Source organism: Streptomyces spectabilis, assembly GCF_008704795.1.
Taxonomy (GTDB): Bacteria; Actinomycetota; Actinomycetes; order Streptomycetales; family Streptomycetaceae; genus Streptomyces; species Streptomyces spectabilis.
This window is the reverse complement of the sequence record NZ_CP023690.1, coordinates 3,474,858-3,491,365: the sequence shown is the minus strand read 5'-3', so window position 1 is coordinate 3,491,365 and position 16,508 is coordinate 3,474,858. Positions and strand designations below refer to the sequence as shown.

Genomic DNA, 16,508 nt, shown 5'->3' with positions numbered 1-16,508 from the left:
TGCACACTGAGGGCCATGCAGCCGAGGGCCACGAGCAAGGTCAGCAGATGGGACCAGCACGGGCGCGCGTACGTCGTACGCCTCCTGCGGGCGGGGGTGCGGCGGCAGCTCGTCTGCGACACGTGCGGCTGGCGCGCGAGGGCGCGCTTCCTGCCCTGGCTCAAGGCCGCGGAACACCTGGAGCGCACCCACCAGGCGACGGTGAACCCGGCGGGCAGGCCCTAGCCTCCGGACCGGACCAGGTCCGCCGCCTTCTCGCCGATCACCAGGGCCGCCGCGTTCGTGTTCACGGACACGATCGAGGGCATCACCGACGCGTCCGCCACGCGCAGGCCGCTCAGGCCCCGCACCCGCAGCTCCGGATCGACCACCGCGTCCGATCCCGTGCCCATCGCGCAGCTGCCCGCCAGATGGAAGTACGGTCCCGTCGCCGCGGTCAGGAACGCGCGTGAGCGCGCCTGGCCCGGCAGCACCTCCCGGGCTCCCCAGTCGGCGAGGGGACCGGCCGCCGCGACCTCCCGCGCCACCTCGATGCCGTGCAGCATGCGCCGTACGTCGTCCTCGTCGGCCAGATAGCCCGGGTCGATCAGCGGGGGCGTGTCCGGGTCCGCGTCCGCGATCCGCACCGCGCCCCGGGCGCGCGGCACCGTGGCCACGCCCAGCGTGAAGCAGTTCTCGGGCGCCGCGAGCGTCGGCGGGTGATACGGGACGTGGACGCACAGGAGCTGCATGTCCGGGCCCGGCAGCGACGCCTCGCTGCGCCAGTGCAACGAGGCCTCCGAGAGGTTCGCCCTGCCCGCCGGGATCGGGCGGTCCGCCTCGAACACCACCCCGCACAGCGGATGGTCCTGAAGGCCGCGGCCCACGCCCGGCAGCTCGTGCCGGACGGGGACGCCCGCCGCGCGCAGCTCGTCGGCGGGGCCGATGCCCGAGAGCAGCAGCAGGCGGGGCGAGTCGACGGCTCCCGCGCACACGATCACCTCGGCGCGGGCGCGCGCGGTGACCCGGGCGCCCCCGCGGATGAACTCCACGCCCGTGCACCGCTCGCCTTCGCCGTCGCTCTCGAAGAGGAGGCGGCGCGCACGGGAGTCGGCGGACACCGTGAGGTTCGGCCGGGTGCCGTCGAGCGGCCGCAGATAGGCGTCGGCCGCGCTCTGCCGCACCCCGTCGGCGATCGTCAGGTCCGGCCAGCCGACGCCTTCCTGTGCCGCGCCGTTGAAGTCGTCGGTGCGCGCGTGGCCCGCCGCGACGGCGGCCTCGACGAAGGCCGCGGACAGCGGGTTGGCGTCCTCGGGCCGCGCGGGCGCGACCCGCAGCGGCCCGGCGTCCCCGCGGTACGCCCGGTCGCCGCCGGGCACCGACTCCATCCGCATGAAGTGGGGGAGCAGCTCTTCGAAGCCCCAGCCCGCGCAGCCCGCCGCCGCCCAGCGGTCGTAGTCCGCGCGGTGCCCGCGCAGGAACACCATGCCGTTGATGGCGCTCGACCCGCCGAGCGCCCGCCCCCTCGGGCACGGCAGCGAGATTCCGCCGACGCCCGGCTGCGGCACGGTCCGGTAGCCGTGGTCGGCCTCGCCGCCCATGAGCGACGGCCACGCGTACGGCGTCGCGAGATCCGCCTTGGTGCGCTCGGGGCCCGCTTCGAGGAGCAGCACGGTGCGGTCCCGCTCCTCGCTGAGCCGGGCCGCGACGACGCATCCGGCGGATCCCGCTCCCACGACGACGTAGTCGTACTCCGCCTCCGTCACCGTCTGCGTGTCCGTCGCCAACTCCCTTGCCCCTAAAGCCACTTGGCCCCTCCTGTCTGCCTGAGTGATGGGTGGGGCCAGGCAATCAGGAGGGGCGGGCGGGGCGCAGCGAAACGCCGAAACCGCCGGGAACTCAGGGCCGGAGGGCGGCGAGCGTCAGCTCGACCACCGCCGTGAAGGCCTCGTCGATGCCCGGCTTGAACCACTCGCGGGAGTAACAGGGGTCGTGGAACCGGCCGGTGGCGTCGAAGACCGCGCGCGCCGTGAGCTCCGGGTCCGCGACGGGGGCGACCAACTCGCCCCGCGCGACGCCCTCTTCGACGATCAGGCGCAGATGCCCGACGAGGTCGGCGATGTGCTCCTCCACCACGTCGCTGTTCTCGCCGAGCAGGACCTCGTACGTCGCGAACAGCTCCGGGTCGTCGCCCGCCTTCTTGCGCTTGGCCGCGAACAGGGCCGTGAACCAGCCGCGCAGCCGTTCGTCCGCCGGTATCGACCGGTCCTCGACGACCAGCTTCAGCTCGGCCGTCGTCCGGTCCAGCCAGCGCTTGGTGACCGCCTCCCGCAGCGCCGCCTTCGTACGGAAGTGGCGGTAGACGGCGGCGTGGCTGACGCCGAGCGCGCGGGCCACGTCCACCACGGTCGCCTTGGCGGCGCCGTGGCGGCGCAGCACGTCCTCGGTCGTGGCGAGGATGCGCTCGGCGGTCAGGGTTTCGGTCGGAGCCATGGTCAAGACGGTACCCGCCGCCGTCGGAGCCCCGGTCAGCGCTCGCTGTCGAGGTGCGCCATCTGCGCCTCGGGGTAGCGGTCGCCCGCGGCCGCGCCCGCGGGCACGGCCTCCTCGACGGCGGCCAGGTCCCCGGCGTCGAGCCGGACGTCCAGGGCGCCGAGGGCCTCGGCGAGGCGGTCCCGGCGGCGGGCGCCGACCAGCGGCACGATGCTCGCGCCGAACCGCGGACCCTGCGCGAGCACCCAGGCGATCGCGATCTGTGCGACGCTCACGCCCTTCGCGTCGGCGATCTTGCGCAGGGCGTCGACCAGGTCGAGGTTGCGCTGGAGGTTCTCGCCCTGGAAGCGGGGGCTGACGCCGCGGAAGTCGTTCGCGGCGAGCTTGCGGTCGCGCTCGAAGTGCCCGGAGATCAGGCCGCGCGAGAGCACGCCGTACGCGGTCACGCCGATGCCGAGCTCGGCGGCGGTGGGCAGGATCTCGTCCTCGATGCCGCGCGAGATCAGGGAGTACTCGATCTGGAGGTCCGAGATCGGCGCGACGGCGGCGGCCCGGCGCAGGGTCTCCGCGCTCACTTCCGAAAGGCCGATGTGCCGCACGTGCCCCTTCTCGACCAGCTCGGCGATGGCGCCGACGGTCTCCTCGATCGGCACGGTCTCGTCGACGCGGGCGATGCGGTACACGTCGATGTGGTCGACGCCGAGGCGCTGCAGCGAGTACGCGGCGAAGTTCTTCACCGCGGCCGGGCGGCCGTCGTACCCGGCCCAGCCGCCGTCCGGGTCCCGGAGGGCGCCGAACTTCACGCTGGTCAGCGCCTTCTCGCGGTGCGCGGCGGGCGCGCTCCGCAGGGCTTCGCCGATGAGCAGCTCGTTGTGTCCCATGGCGTAGAAGTCGCCGGTGTCGAGCAGGGTCACCCCCGCGTCGAGAGCGGCGTGGATCGTGGCGATCGACTCGTCCCGGTCCGCCTCGCCGTACAACGCGGACATGCCCATGCAGCCGAGCCCGAGAGCGGACGAAACGGGACCGGCGGCGCCGAGCTTCAGGGTGCGCATGAGGGCTCCTGGGGGTGTGCTGGATCAGGGTGGCGCGATGCGCCTCCCCGGGGGAGCACCGCACCGCCCCTCCAGCATGCACCCCCCGGTTACAGATTTCAAGTTCTGAAATCTGTAACTTGTAACCCGGCACGGCGACGCCCGTCGGCCCCGCCCGCGGGAACCTCCACGCACCCCCCCAAGGCCCCCCGCGACGCCATCGCCCGCGACCTGCGCCTCGAGCTGCCGCCGGAGGTCATGCCGCGCGCCTGGTGATGATCGAGTACACCGACGCCTTGTCCGCGGCGAGGGCGGCGGAGAAGCTGACGGCCATCTCCCGTAGCTCCTCGATGGGGCCGGTGACGCCGCCGGGGAAGTGGTGCTCGATGTTGAGCCGGACCTTGCCGAACCAGTGGATGACCTCGGCGTTGGACGGTGTGATCCGCATGTCCTCCAGGATCAGGCCGTGCTCTTCCAGGACCCGGGCGAAGTAGGCGGGCGACTTGCGGTTGCCGCAGGCCAGACGGTCGACGGTGTCGGGTATGGCGGGCCGGTAGGTGGACAGGTCGGTCTTGTAGAGGGTGTCGGAGACCACCAGCAGACCGCCGGGGCGCAGCCGTTTGGCGACCGCGCCGACCGATGCGTCGAAGACGGCGTGGAGGAAGTGCGTGTAGACCCCCCGCACCACGACCAGGTCGTACGAGACCTTGGGGGCGGGCAGCAGGTCCACGTCCTGTCCGTCGCACAGGAACAGGCGTACCCGGTCGGCGAGGTCCGGCTCCGTGGCGAGTTTCCCGGCGCAGTGGTCCAGTTGCCGTGCGCTGATGTTGACCGCGTCGACGTGTACGGCTTCGGGGAAGCGGCGTGCCAGGTAGCGGGAGAGGAATCCCCAGCCGCAGCCCAGGTCCAGAATCCGGTGCAAGCGGGGCCGGTCCGGGCCGGCCAGGCCGGCGATCTCCAGCTGCTTCTCGAAGTGCCGCACCTCGGACGGACCGACCGAGCCGCGCACTGGCCCCGCGGCGAGTTCCTCCGGGGGGAAGAGGCCGAACTGGAAGAGCAGGTTGTCCGGCCCCAGCGCCTTCTCCCACATCCAGGGCGGGTCGTCGTAGGTGTACTCGACCTTCTCCCGGTACGGATCGGTACGGCGGCTGTCGATCACGTGAACGGTCGGTTGGGCCGACCGCGGGCTAGGGGACACGGGGTTTCTCCCTCGGTCGGTGGTGGGCGGGTGCGGTCACCCGGGTCCGGGGGTGTGCTGCCATCGCCAGGACACGGATGGGTGGGGCAGCGGCTCGGGCACCTGGTCGCAGGGAGAGTCGGCCCAGCCGCCGGGGCGGAAGGCCGGGGCCGCGCCATCGCTGTTCGGCCGGGTGCTCAGGCTCCAGTCGATCGCGCCCCGGATGCACACTCCCAGGTCGTCCATGTACCGGACGAGCGGGGGGGGGAGGGAGGCGGTGCGGGTCAGTCCGTCAGGAATGGTCAGGAAACCTCCCTGCGGTCGCGTTCCTTGCTCCAGGAGGTGATGTCGGTAGTCAGGGGCGGACGGCGGTCACCAGTGCGTAGCCGATGCAGTCCAGGGTGCCGAACCGTTCGACCGAGGCCGCCGCGCCGTCCAGCTGGACGGCGAGTTCACCGCCGATGCTCTCGCCCGCTTGGCACATGGTGCGGGCGACGACGGCGTAGGTCCGGCGGACGTGCGGGGCGATGTCGGAGAACTCCTCGACTTTGAAGCCCGCCTCTTCCAGGAGAGTGCGGTACTCGTCGGGGGAGGCGATCGAGGAGACCTGGAACACCTGGGAGGCGGCGGCCACGTCGTCCGCGTCCGCACCGTGCGGCACGGTGCTCAGACACAGGTCCGCCACCACGAGCCGTCCTCCGGGCCGCAGGACGCGGGCCAGGTGGGCCAGGGCGGTGCGCTGGTCGGACATGTGCAGCAGGGACTCGATGGCGTACGCGGCGTCGAACGAGGCGTCGGGGAAGGGCAGCCGCATGGCGTCGGCCTGCCGGAACTCCAGCATGCCGTCGGGGGCCGACGCCTCGGGCCGGGCCCGGGCCAGGCTCAGCTGGTGCCCGCTGACGGTTATGCCGGTGACCCGGGAGCCCGAGGCCGCGGCTATCCGGACGGCGGGACGGCCGCTGCCGCAGCCGACATCGAGGACGTGCTGCCCGGCTCCGGTCCGCAGCCGCTGTCCCACCAGCCCGGTGAGGCGGTCCGCGGCTTGCGCCACGTTGCTCGTGTCCTGGGCGTCCTGCCAGTAGCCGGCGTGGATGTTGTCGCCGAGGGCCTGGGACAGCAGGTCGGTGAGGGCGTCGTACATGGCGCCGACGTCTTTGGGGGTGGGGGGTGCGGACATGGTGGCCGCCCTTCGTCGCTGGGGCCGGGGACAGGCAAGGCGGAGCAGGCTGAGGCTGGCTTTGACACGGGTCGGAACCACCGTCCGAACCGGAGCCATGGGCACGCAACGGCGCACCGCGGCATGAACGGGCGTACGAATGGGGCGGACTGTGCGCCTACCGTGCGTCCGAGTGTTTCCGGCTGGGCATGTACGGCCGTCGGGAACGGGGTAAGGGCGGATCTGGAGCGGCCAAGCTCGCGCACCTTCCCCAACCGGGTCTTCCCGCGGACGCCTGCGGACGACCGAGGCGGAGGATCATGTGAACACCACCGTGCCCGTGCCCAGGTCACCCGGCGCGCTGCCCCTCGTCGGGCACCTCCTCTCCCTGGCCCGAGATCCGATGGGGTTCATCGGCGCCCAGCGCCGTCACGGCCCGCTCGTGCGGATCTCTCTCGGCCGCAGACCGGCTTACGTGATCACCGCCCCGGCCCTGGCCCGGCAGGTCCAACTGGACGGCAGCGGAGAGCACTTCGACATGGGAGGCCCTGTCCTCGACCTGTTCATCCGCCTGGTCGGCGACAGCCTGCCCACCTGCCCGGCCGCCGCCCACCGCCGCCAGCGCCCCATCCTCCAGCAGGCGTTCCACCACTCCCGCATGCCCGGCTACGCCGAGACCTTCCGCGACGTCGCCCTCGCCCGGGCCGCCCGGTGGACCAACGGCACCGTCATCGACGCTGCCGAGGAGATGACCGCACTGTCGATGGACGCCCTGGCCCGCACGCTCTTCCTGGGGCCCGGTTCGGCCGAGGCCGCCAAGGTGTTCCAGCGCCACTTCCCCGTGGTCATCTCCGGGCTGGCCACCCAGATGCTGGCGCCCGCGGCCGGACGGCTGCCCACCTCCGGCAACCGGCGCTTCCGGCACTCCATCGACACGATCCACCAGGCCATCACCGACATGATCGCGATGCGCCGCACCGACGCGACCGACCACCCCGACCTCCTGTCACTCCTGCTTTCCCCGGAGGGCCGCACCCATCTCGCCCCGGACGACACCGCCCTGCGCGACCAGCTCTTCGGCTTCCTGATCGGCGGCATCGAGACGACCGGATCGGTGATGGGCTGGGCGCTCCACCTCCTCGCCACCCACCCGGGGACAGCAGCCCGCGCGCACAACGAGATCGACGACGTACTCGGCGGCAAACCGCCCATCCACGACGACCTGGCACGACTGCCGCTGCTGAAGCGGATCGTCAGCGAAGTACTGCGCCTCTACCCTCCGGTCTGGCTGGTCAGCCGGACCACCCGCGCCGAGGCGCCGCTCGGCGAGCACTTGCTGCCCGCCGGCTCCGACGTCTTCCTCAGCGCCTACGTCCTGCACCGGGATCCCGAAACATTCCCCGACCCCGACCGCTTCGACCCCGACCGCTGGACCGAGAACCGCACCGGCCGCCCGCAGCGCGACGCCTACATGCCGTTCGGCGTCGGCGCCCGCAAGTGCATCGGGGACGTCTACGGCCTCACCCAGACCGGCATCGTGCTGGCCACACTCCTGCAACGCTCGCAGATCCATCCGGCCTCCGGACGGGCGGTCAGGCCCCATGTGCGCATCACACAGAGGCCCGGGAACGCCCGCATCCGCCTGGTGGCGAGAGCCCGAGCGACGTAAAAGCCCGCGCACCGGCAGTTCGAGTCCCAACGGCATGGGGCCGGCCCTGCGCGTGCTGTTCTTACGGAGGTGAGACCCGCTCATGGCTGAGGAGAACAGGCTTCCCTCTCGGTCCCGTCCGGGGCCGGGTGCGTCAGCGGTGCGCCCGGCCGGTGCGGGGTTGCCCGCCGGACCGCGCCTGACGTCCGGCGAGCTGAGCCGTATGGAGAGCGAACGGCAGCTCGTCGCCTGGGAGGAGTACGCCCGCGTCTTCGGACCGGTGTTCACCCTGCGGGCCGAGGGCGAGCCGCCACGGGTCTATGTCAGTGACCCCGGTGCGGTCCGGGCGCTGTTCATCGGCGACCGCACATCGTGGGACGCGCGGGGCACGCTCTACTTCCGTCCGGTGATCGGTGCTCAGGCGTTGCCCTATCTCACCGGGGAGGAGCACCGGGCGGTCCGGCTGCTGTTGGCGCCCCCGCTGCACGGGGTGCCGCTGCGGGCGCTGGGTCCCGCCGTCGACGAGATCGTCGACGGCGCGATGGCCCGGTTGCGCGGGCGCGCCCGCCCGGTGATCCGGCTCGCTCACGAGATCACCCTGCGTCTGATCGTCCGGGTGTGCTTCGGCCCGCTGTCCGAGGCCCGTCGCGAGGAGTGTGCGGGCCTGCTCATCGACGTCATGGACCTGATGTACGAGCCGGCCACCGCACCGGACGCCGACCGGGGGCAGCTGCTCGGCCGGATGGCCCCGCTGCTGGCCCGGCTCCAGCGGATCGTCACGGAGGAGACCGCGTCAGCGCGGGCCGTCCCCGATCCCTCCCGCACCGATCTGCTGTTCCAGCTGGCCACCGCTGAGCCCGCACCACCCGACGAACAGATCCGCGGCCACATCATGACCTTGCTCATCGCGGGCCATGACACCACCGCGAGCGCCCTGGCCTGGGCCCTGTACCAGCTCGAACTCCACCCTCGCATCCGGCGGCGGCTGGTGCGGGCGATCGACTCCCTGGGGGCCGCCCCTGTTCACGCGGACATCGCCCGCCTCCCCTACCTCGGCGCGGTGTGCGCCGAAACCCTGCGGCACGGTTCCGTCGTCCCCGCCGGTCTGGCGCGCGTCGTCCCCGAGGACTTCGATTGGGACGGCCACCACATCCCGGCCGGCACCGAACTCGTTCCCGCCATCCACCTGGTGCACCACCGGCCGGACCTCTACCCGGCCCCGGAGCGCTTTGATCCCGGCCGTTTCCTGTGCCACAAACCCAGTGGCAGCCGCTACCTCCCTTTCGGCACCGGAACCCGCCGCTGCCCCGGGGCCGAACTCGCCGACTTCGAACTCCGCATCGCCCTGGCCCGCCTGCTGCGCACCCCCGGTCTCCGGCTGCTCGGTGCGGACCGGGGCCTTCGGCGTGTCAAGAACGGTCCGACCATGACGATCCCGGCCAGTCTGCGGATCACCGTCGACAGCTCGCCACCGCCCACCGTCGCTGAGGAGGGCGAGTCCGCATGACCCGTACCGGAGACGTCGGCGCCTACTACGACCTGCTCACCCCCCTCCTTCAGCAACTGTGGGGCGGAAACTTCCACATCGGCCTCTGGCCCGACCGGGCAACGCCCTCTGAGGACGCCGATCGTGAGGGCCGACTCGCCGAGACCGACACGGCCAGCGACCGCCTCACCGACCTCCTCGTGGAAGAACTCGCGCTCGCCCCGGGCCAACGGCTCCTCGACGTCGGCTGCGGAGTCGGACGGCCCGCCCTGCGTCTGGCCCGTTCCACGGGAGCCCGGGTCACCGGCATCACCATCAGCAGCAGCCAGGTCCGCCTCGCGACCGACCACGCCCGCGCGGCCGGCTTGGACCGCCTCGTCGGCTTCCAGCTCGCCGACGCCGCCGCTCTGCCCCTCCCCGACGGGTCCTACGACGCCGCCTGGGCCATCGAATCCCTCCTGCACATCCCCGACACCCGCCGGGCCCTGACCGAGATCCACCGCGTCCTGGCGCCCGGCGGTCCGTTCGTCATCAGCGACATGATCCTGCGAGCCCCCGATCCGGAACCCCACGCCCATTCCTCGGTCGAACCGCTCGAAACCCTGCTGTCCCTGCTGGAGGAAACCGGCTTCGAGGTGACCGGACACACCGGTCTCGACGACCACCTCCTGCGCTCGCTCCAACGTCTGAGCACCGATCTCGAGCACCATCGCAAGCACCTCGCCGACGCGGACGGGCCGGCGACCGACGCGCTCGCCCGCATCCTGGGAAAGACGATCCCGGCCGTCGGCACCGTCTACGGCTACACCGTGATCACCACGTCCGCCACGAGGACCACGAGGTGACCTTGTCGCGGGAAGCATCCGACACTCCCGGCAGAGAGCAGGTCAGCCAGCGTGTCCGGGCGCGGGCGTGATGCGGATGAAGGAGCGCCAGGCCGGAACGACCGGAAGCGCCCCGGGAGGAGGCACCAGAACGGTCTGCTCGGGGTGGAGGACGAACTCCCCGCAGGCATAACCGCTCCAGCGGTAGCCGAGGCCGTGGTAGCGGGGCGACATCAGCTGGTACTCGATGCTCCCGGGAACCATCCACCACATCTGCTCCAGATACCGGCGCACGTCCCCTCGCCGCCCGAGTGAGCTGTGCAGAATTCGCTCCCGGACTCGCAGGAAATCGTCCTCGGCCTCCTCCGCACAGGCCCACAGACGGTCCACTGCCTGCTGAAGGGAAAGCCCCTCGGTGTCCTGTAGCACTGCCAGGGTGTTGTCCCGCTGTCCTGCGAGCAGTTCCTTGCGGTAGGACAACAGGTCGTTGTGGAGGAGGTGCTGGTGCACCACCGTCCGCTCCACGCGCTGCAACGCCTCGCTTCGTCGCAGCACTTCGGTCATGTCGATGCCGAGCGCGTGCTCGTGCAGGACGTACAGATAGCGGGCGCCGATGGAGTGCTCCCGTACCGAGCGGTACTCCTCGAAACTCCGGTACTCCCGCGAGCTGGTCCGGGTGTACTGGGGAAAATGGTCGAAGTCGGGATGGGAGCCTTGCGGCCGCGGGGCTACCTCGGCCGCCGCGCCGCCGATGAACGCGTTCAGGCAGTCGGCGAACCGCTCACGCAACGGCTCGCGCATCCCGCGGGTCAGCCGCTGCCACAGCCGCTGGAAGACACCCGCGAACGGCACTGACGGATCGGCGGCACCCCCGTGCATGATCGCCGCGAGGTGGTCGGCGACACTCCACGACGCCTTGGCGTCACCACGGAAACTGAGCCCCTCGTCGCCGTGCGCGGACCCAGGGACATCGCCACCGTGCTTGTCGTCCAGGACGAGGAAGAGAAAGGTGAGCTCGCATGTCGCCTCGATGACATCGGGGTCCCCCACCGGAACCGTCAGATACGTCCACAAGTCGACGTGGTGCTCGAGGAACTGGTTGAAAGAAACCTGGTCAGAGAAGAACGCACGTAGCTCCGACCTGCACCACTCGTGCACCGCCTCATGCATCCGCGCCGCATCAGGGTGCAGCCGCCCCGGCAGCAGACGCGTCATGTCCGGCAGACGAAAGGCAGGATGCACCGGCACGTCCCCAGGAACAGCACTCACCCTTGAGCCGCCTTCCCCCTCGTCGAAGCCCTCTGTCATACCGGTTCCCCGCACGCGATCGGAACACGCGGGAACACCGAGGCCCCACGACGCATCTGCCCGCGCACGAGCGGCTTCCCCGCACCACGCTCGTCGCCAACGACCTGAAGGGCAAGGAACGCGCGGCTCCCGGGCCGATGGAGGGGTCGATCAGGGCGCGGGTCGTCACGAGGCGGGTCTGGTCGTCTGTGGGGCTCCCTCGGTGTCCGGCGTCAGGCGGGCCGCCGTGCGTTGGGCCGTGGCGCGGGCCCATCTGCCGCTTGTCAGGGTGCCTACGCACAGGACCGTCGCGCCGCAGGCTGTGATGATCCACCAGGCCGGGCGGCTCGCCGGGGTGAAGTCGGTGGCGTAGGACGTGGTGACGCCGGAGGCGAGGACCGCGCCGATGACGGCCACGCCGAGGGTCTGGCCGATCTGGCGGCTGGTGGAGGCGACGGCGGCGGCGACGCCTGCCTGGGCGCGGGGCATCCCGGCCACGGCGGTGTTGGTGATGGGGGCGTTGACCACGCCGAAGCCGATGCCGAAGAGGACGTAGGCGAGGAAGCGGGTGGCACTGGAGTCCTCCGCTTCGAAGGCGGCGAAGAGGGTGCCGGACGTCGTCATCGCCACGCCCGCGATGAGCAGCGGGAGGCGGGGGCCGCGGGCGCCGACCAGGCGGCCGGAGAGCGGGGCGCACACCAGGGTCATCGCGGCCATGGGCAGCATCCACAGGCCCGCGTGCAGCGCGTCCAGGCCGCGTACGTCCTGGAGGTAGAGGGTGGACAGGAACAGGAAGCCGCCCAGGGCGGCGAACGCGCTGATCGCGATGACCGTGGCCCCGCTGAACGGAGCCGAGCGGAAGAACCGCAGGTCGATGAGGGGCTCCGCGCGGCGCGGCTCGTAGAGGAGGAGGCCCGCGAGCGCCGCGACGGCGGTGGCAGCGAACAGCAGGATCAGCGGCGAGGTCCAGCCCGCCGTGGGCGCCTCGATGATCGCGTACGTGAGGGCGCCGAGCAGCAGGACGACCAGGAGCTGGCCGACCGGGTCGGCGCGGCGCGGCTTCGGCGCGCGGGACTCAGGGACGTACCGCCGCGTCAGATACAGCGCGGCGAGGCCCACGGGCAGATTCACCCAGAAGATCGCGCGCCAGCCGACCGCGTCCACGAGCAGGCCGCCCACCAGCGGGCCCGCCGCCATGGAGATGCCGACGACACCGCCCCACACCCCGATGGCACGGGCCCGCTCGCGCGGCTCGGTGAAGGTGTTCGTGATGATCGACATGGCGACGGGGTTGAGCATGGAGCCGCCCACCGCCTGGATCATGCGGAAGGCGACGAGCGACTCCAGGTTCGGGGCGAGGGAGCACAGGACCGAGCCGAGCGTGAAGACGGCCAGGCCCGCCTGGAACACCCGGCGGCGGCCGACGCGGTCGGCGGTGGAGCCCGCCAGCATCAGCAGGGAGGCGAGCACGAGGGTGTACGCGTCGATCGTCCACTGCATGCCCGAGATGCTGGTGTCGAACTCCCTGGCCATGGTCGGCAGGGCGACGTTCAGGATGGTGTTGTCCAGGCTCACGATCAGCAGGCTCATGCAGCAGATCGCGAGCACCAGTTGACGGTGCCGGGGGCTCAGATCGTCGTACGCGGGCATACAGCCGACGGTATCCCCGGGGTGAGAGCCGCGCCCCGGCTCAGCCCAGCGCGCGCGGCAGCCGGAGGCTCAGGACGGCGAGCGCCAGCAGCCCCACCAGCTGCACGCCGAGCACGAGCGCGAACGCGTCGCGCATGCCCGCCCCGGGCTCCAGGGCCAGGAACAGCGAGCCGAGCGTGGCGACGCCGACGGCGATGCCCGACTGCTGGACGGTCTGTCCGAGCCCGCTGCCCGCCCCGGCGCGCTCGGCGGGGATCGACGACAGCAGGATCCGGTAGTACAGCGGCAGCTGGATGCCCTGGCCGAAGCCGCACAGGAGCAGACCGGGGGCGAGCGTCAGCGGGGTGAGCGCGGACCACGGGGCCCACAGGACGGTGGCGGCGAGCACGACCAGGCCCGCGCCGTGCACGAGGGCGCACAGGGTGAGCGCGCGGCTGCCGAGCCGGTTCATGACCCGGGGCAGCAGCATCGAGGCCGTGAACTGCGCGACGCCCATGGGGATCAGGGTCAGGCCCGCCTTCAGGGCGCTGTAGCCGAGCCCCTCCTGGAGCGTCACGGCGCTGACGAACATGAAGCCGCTGAAGCCGATGAAGATCGGCACGCCGATCAGCAGGCCCCGCGCGACCCCGGGCTCGCGCAGCAGCGACAGGGGCAGCAGCGGGCTGCCCCCGGTGCGTTCCGCGCGCCGCTCCACGAGGGCGAACGCCCAGATCAGCAGGGGCGAGGCCAGGAGGGCGAGGACCGCCCACAGCGGCCAGCCCGCCGCGCGGCCCTCGGTCAGCGGAAGCAGCAGCGCGATCAGCGCGGCGGCAAGCAGCACCGTGCCGCCGACGTCACCGCGCTTGGGCTGCTCGGCGCGGCTGTCCGGCACCGACCGCAGCGCGAGCGGCCACGCGAGCACGACGACCGGCACATTGATCAGGAACGCCATGCGCCAGCCGGTGCCCGCGATGTCCGCGGACACCAGGACCCCGCCGAGCACCTGCCCGAGCACCATCGCGAGCCCGCTCACCGCCCCGTACAGGGCGACGGCCCGCGCCCGCCGCTCGCCGCGCGTCGTCGCGTGGACGGTCGCGAGCACCTGCGGCAGCATCAGCGCGGACGTGGCGCCCTGCGCGGCCCTGAACGCCACGAGCGACCAGGCGTCTGGGGCGACGCCGCAGGCCAGGGAGGTGATCCCGAAACCGGCGACGCCCCACAGGAACAGTCGGCGGCGCCCGTACGCGTCCCCGAGCCGGCCGCCGAGCACAAGGAGCACGGCGTACGCGACGGCGTACCCGGCGGCGACCATCTCCAGGGCGGCGGGCGAGGCGTCCAGGTCGTGCTCGATGGCGGGCAGGGCGACGTTGACGATGAAGAAGTCGGTGCTCGGCAGGGACGTGCCGAGCAGGAGGGCGAACAGGCCAAGAGCGCTGAGCGCGGGGGCCGCGGCCAGGGCCGTGGCGGCCCTGGCCGCAGGCGTCGTGCGGGTCGTCGGAGGAGTCGTTGTACGAGTCACGGATACGACGATGGGCGGTCGCCGAGACGGGTACCAGAGTGTCTTTATCCTGGTAGTAGACGCACCTGGCAACGGGACGCGGGCTGCGCGACGCTGGGAGCGTGACCATGACCGCAGAGCCGCTGACGCCCACGGGCCCCGCCACGGACACGGGCCCCGCCACGGACGACGCCACCCGCAGACAAGAGCTCGCCGCCTTCCTGCGCAGCCGCCGCGAGCGGATCACGCCCGAGCAGGCGGGCCTGCCGCGCGGCCCCCGGCGGCGCACGCCGGGACTGCGCCGCGAGGAGGTCGCGCACCTCTCCGCGGTGGGCGTCACCTGGTACACGTGGCTGGAGCAGGGGCGGCCCATCCGCGTCTCCGCCCAGGTCCTCGACGCCATCGCCCGCGCGCTGCTCATGGACCAGACCGAGCGGGTCCACCTCTTCGCGCTCGCGGGTGCCGTCGACCCGCGCCCCGAGACCGAGTGCCCCATCGTCACGGGCACCGCCCTGCGCCTGATGCACCGCATCGCCCCGTACCCGGCGACCCTCCAGAACGCCCGCTACGACGTCCTCGCGCACAACCGCCCCTTCGCGCAGGTCTTCGGCGACCTCGCCGAGCTGCCGCAGCGGGAGCGCAACTGCCTGTGGCTGCTCATCACCAGCAGGCGCTGGCGGGAGATCTGCCTCGACCGCGAAGAGACGCTGCGCGACCTGATCGCGAAGTTCCGCGCGGGCATGGCCGAGCACGTGGCCGAGCCCGCCTGGAAGGAGCGGCTCGACGGGCTGCTCAAGGAGTCGGCGGAGTTCCGCGAGCTGTGGCGTCGGCACGAGCTCGGCACGACGTCGCCGCACGTCAAGCGCTATGCGCACCCGGAGGTGGGGCTGCTCAGCCTGGAGCACCGCACCATGTGGCTGACCCCGGAGTCACAGGCGTACCGCCTCGTCGCGTACGTGCCCGCCGACGACGCGACCGAGGAGCGCCTTGAGCGGCTCGCGGAGCTGGCGGACGGGCCGGGCGCGGGCTGAGGGGCGGCCCGGAGGCGGGCCCGGGACCGGCCGGTCGCGGCCTGAGGGACAATGGATGCTTGCCCGCTCCTCATCGAGAGTCCCGTACGTTTCCGGAGAGCCGCCCGATGTCCCAGCCGCAGCCCTCGCCGTCGACGCTGTCGATCGGTCCCCACGTGGTGCAGCCGCCCGTCGTGCTCGCGCCCATGGCGGGGATCACGAACGCGCCGTTCCGGACGCTGTGCCGGGAGTTCAGCGGCGGCAAGGGCCTCTTCGTCAGCGAGATGATCACCACGCGCGCGCTGGTCGAGCGCAACGAGAAGACCATGCAGCTGATCCACTTCGACGCGAGCGAGAAGCCGCGCTCGATCCAGCTGTACGGCGTCGACCCGGCCACCGTCGGCAAGGCCGTCCGCATGATCGCGGAGGAGGACCTCGCCGACCACATCGACCTGAACTTCGGCTGCCCGGTCCCCAAGGTCACGCGCAAGGGCGGCGGCTCCGCGCTGCCGTACAAGCGCCACCTGCTGCGCGCGATCCTGAAGGAGGCCGTGAGCGGGGCGGGCGACCTGCCGGTCACGATGAAGATGCGCAAGGGCATCGACGACGACCACATCACGTACCTGGACGCCGGGCGCATCGCCGTCGAGGAGGGCGTCACCGCGATCGCCCTGCACGGGCGGACGGCCGCGCAGCACTACGGCGGCACCGCGGACTGGTCCGCGATCGCCCGCCTCAAGGAGCACGTCCCGGAGATCCCCGTCCTCGGCAACGGCGACATCTGGTCCGCGGCGGACGCCGTGCGGATGATGTCCGAGACCGGGTGCGACGGCGTCGTCGTCGGGCGCGGCTGCCTCGGGCGGCCGTGGCTGTTCGGCGACCTGGTGGCGGCCTTCGAAGGCCGTACGGAGGACCTGGCCCGGCCCACGCTGCGGACCGTCGCCGACGTCATGGTCCGGCACGCCGCGCTCCTCGGCGAGTGGATCGGGGACGAGGCGCGGGGCGTCATCGACTTCCGCAAGCACGTGGCCTGGTACCTGAAGGGCTTCTCGGTCGGCTCCGAGATGCGCAAGCGGCTCGCCGTCACGTCGTCCCTCGCCGAGCTGCGGGGCGGGCTGGACGAGCTGGACCTGGACCAGGGGTGGCCGGACGGGGCGGACGGGCCGCGCGGGCGGACCTCCGGCAACAACCGGGTGGTCCTGCCGGACGGATGGCTCCGCGACCCCTACGACTGCGCGGGCGTCTCCGAGGACGCCGAACTGGACACCTCGGGCGGCTGACACCCGCGGG

General features: G+C 72.2%; 15 protein-coding genes. 6 read left to right on the top strand and 9 right to left on the bottom strand.

Annotated elements, in window-relative coordinates; all coding sequences use genetic code 11:
- Positions 1–15 precede the first annotated feature (15 nt).
- On the top strand, positions 16–225 hold the full coding sequence (locus tag CP982_RS15155) for a hypothetical protein (protein WP_150511028.1): 210 nt from the start codon (positions 16–18) through the stop codon (positions 223–225).
- Here the strand turns inward: CP982_RS15155 and CP982_RS15150 are convergent.
- From CP982_RS15150 to CP982_RS15125, 6 genes are all read right to left on the bottom strand, one after another.
- On the bottom strand, positions 222–1,787 hold the full coding sequence (locus CP982_RS15150) for a GMC family oxidoreductase (protein ID WP_229879553.1): 1,566 nt from the start codon (positions 1,785–1,787) through the stop codon (positions 222–224). The genes CP982_RS15155 and CP982_RS15150 overlap by 4 nt on opposite strands.
- 91 nt (positions 1,788–1,878) lie before the next feature.
- Entirely contained in the window at positions 1,879–2,472 is a 594-nt protein-coding gene (locus tag CP982_RS15145; RefSeq protein WP_150511027.1) for a TetR/AcrR family transcriptional regulator, read from the bottom strand.
- A 35-nt stretch (positions 2,473–2,507) separates the two neighbouring features.
- Positions 2,508–3,524 (bottom strand): aldo/keto reductase, encoded by a 1,017-nt coding sequence (locus CP982_RS15140; protein ID WP_150511026.1) that lies wholly within the window; start codon positions 3,522–3,524, stop codon positions 2,508–2,510.
- A gap of 235 nt (positions 3,525–3,759) precedes the next feature.
- Complete coding sequence (locus CP982_RS15135; protein WP_229879551.1) at positions 3,760–4,662, bottom strand: SAM-dependent methyltransferase; 903 nt, start codon at positions 4,660–4,662, stop codon at positions 3,760–3,762.
- Positions 4,663–4,737: 75 nt separating this feature from the next.
- A complete protein-coding gene (locus CP982_RS15130; RefSeq protein ID WP_150511024.1) occupies positions 4,738–4,926 on the bottom strand; it encodes a hypothetical protein in 189 nt (62 codons plus the stop codon).
- A 109-nt stretch (positions 4,927–5,035) separates the two neighbouring features.
- Positions 5,036–5,857: an SAM-dependent methyltransferase gene (locus CP982_RS15125; protein ID WP_170316431.1), complete on the bottom strand. Its 822-nt coding sequence runs from the start codon at positions 5,855–5,857 to the stop codon at positions 5,036–5,038.
- 301 nt (positions 5,858–6,158) lie between these two features.
- Between CP982_RS15125 and CP982_RS15120 the strand changes: the two genes are divergently transcribed.
- From CP982_RS15120 to CP982_RS15110, 3 genes are all read left to right on the top strand, one after another.
- A complete protein-coding gene (locus CP982_RS15120; RefSeq protein WP_170316430.1) occupies positions 6,159–7,505 on the top strand; it encodes a cytochrome P450 in 1,347 nt (448 codons plus the stop codon).
- 202 nt (positions 7,506–7,707) lie between these two features.
- Complete coding sequence (locus tag CP982_RS15115) at positions 7,708–8,991, top strand: cytochrome P450 (RefSeq protein ID WP_170316429.1); 1,284 nt, start codon at positions 7,708–7,710, stop codon at positions 8,989–8,991.
- Entirely contained in the window at positions 8,988–9,815 is an 828-nt protein-coding gene (locus CP982_RS15110) for an SAM-dependent methyltransferase (protein WP_150511020.1), read from the top strand. Before CP982_RS15115 ends, CP982_RS15110 begins: the two co-directional genes overlap by 4 nt.
- Before the next feature lie 42 nt (positions 9,816–9,857).
- On the opposite strand, the gene CP982_RS15105 is transcribed toward CP982_RS15110, so the two are convergent.
- The 3 genes from CP982_RS15105 to CP982_RS15095 all read right to left on the bottom strand — a co-directional run bounded on the left by CP982_RS15105 (position 9,858) and on the right by CP982_RS15095 (position 14,229).
- The gene (locus CP982_RS15105; RefSeq protein WP_150511019.1) at positions 9,858–11,102 is read right to left on the bottom strand and encodes a terpene synthase family protein; all 1,245 of its coding nucleotides are present in this window, start codon (positions 11,100–11,102) and stop codon (positions 9,858–9,860) included.
- 165 nt (positions 11,103–11,267) lie between these two features.
- A complete protein-coding gene (locus tag CP982_RS15100) occupies positions 11,268–12,731 on the bottom strand; it encodes an MFS transporter (protein WP_150511018.1) in 1,464 nt (487 codons plus the stop codon).
- Between the two features lie 40 nt (positions 12,732–12,771).
- Positions 12,772–14,229: an MFS transporter gene (locus CP982_RS15095; protein ID WP_229879549.1), complete on the bottom strand. Its 1,458-nt coding sequence runs from the start codon at positions 14,227–14,229 to the stop codon at positions 12,772–12,774.
- A gap of 107 nt (positions 14,230–14,336) precedes the next feature.
- Here CP982_RS15095 and CP982_RS15090 point away from each other — a divergent pair, with 107 nt between their 5' ends.
- A complete protein-coding gene (locus CP982_RS15090) occupies positions 14,337–15,239 on the top strand; it encodes a helix-turn-helix transcriptional regulator (protein ID WP_150515495.1) in 903 nt (300 codons plus the stop codon).
- A gap of 107 nt (positions 15,240–15,346) precedes the next feature.
- Positions 15,347–16,498 (top strand): tRNA dihydrouridine synthase DusB, encoded by a 1,152-nt coding sequence (gene dusB, locus CP982_RS15085; RefSeq protein WP_150511016.1) that lies wholly within the window; start codon positions 15,347–15,349, stop codon positions 16,496–16,498.
- Positions 16,499–16,508 lie beyond the last annotated feature (10 nt).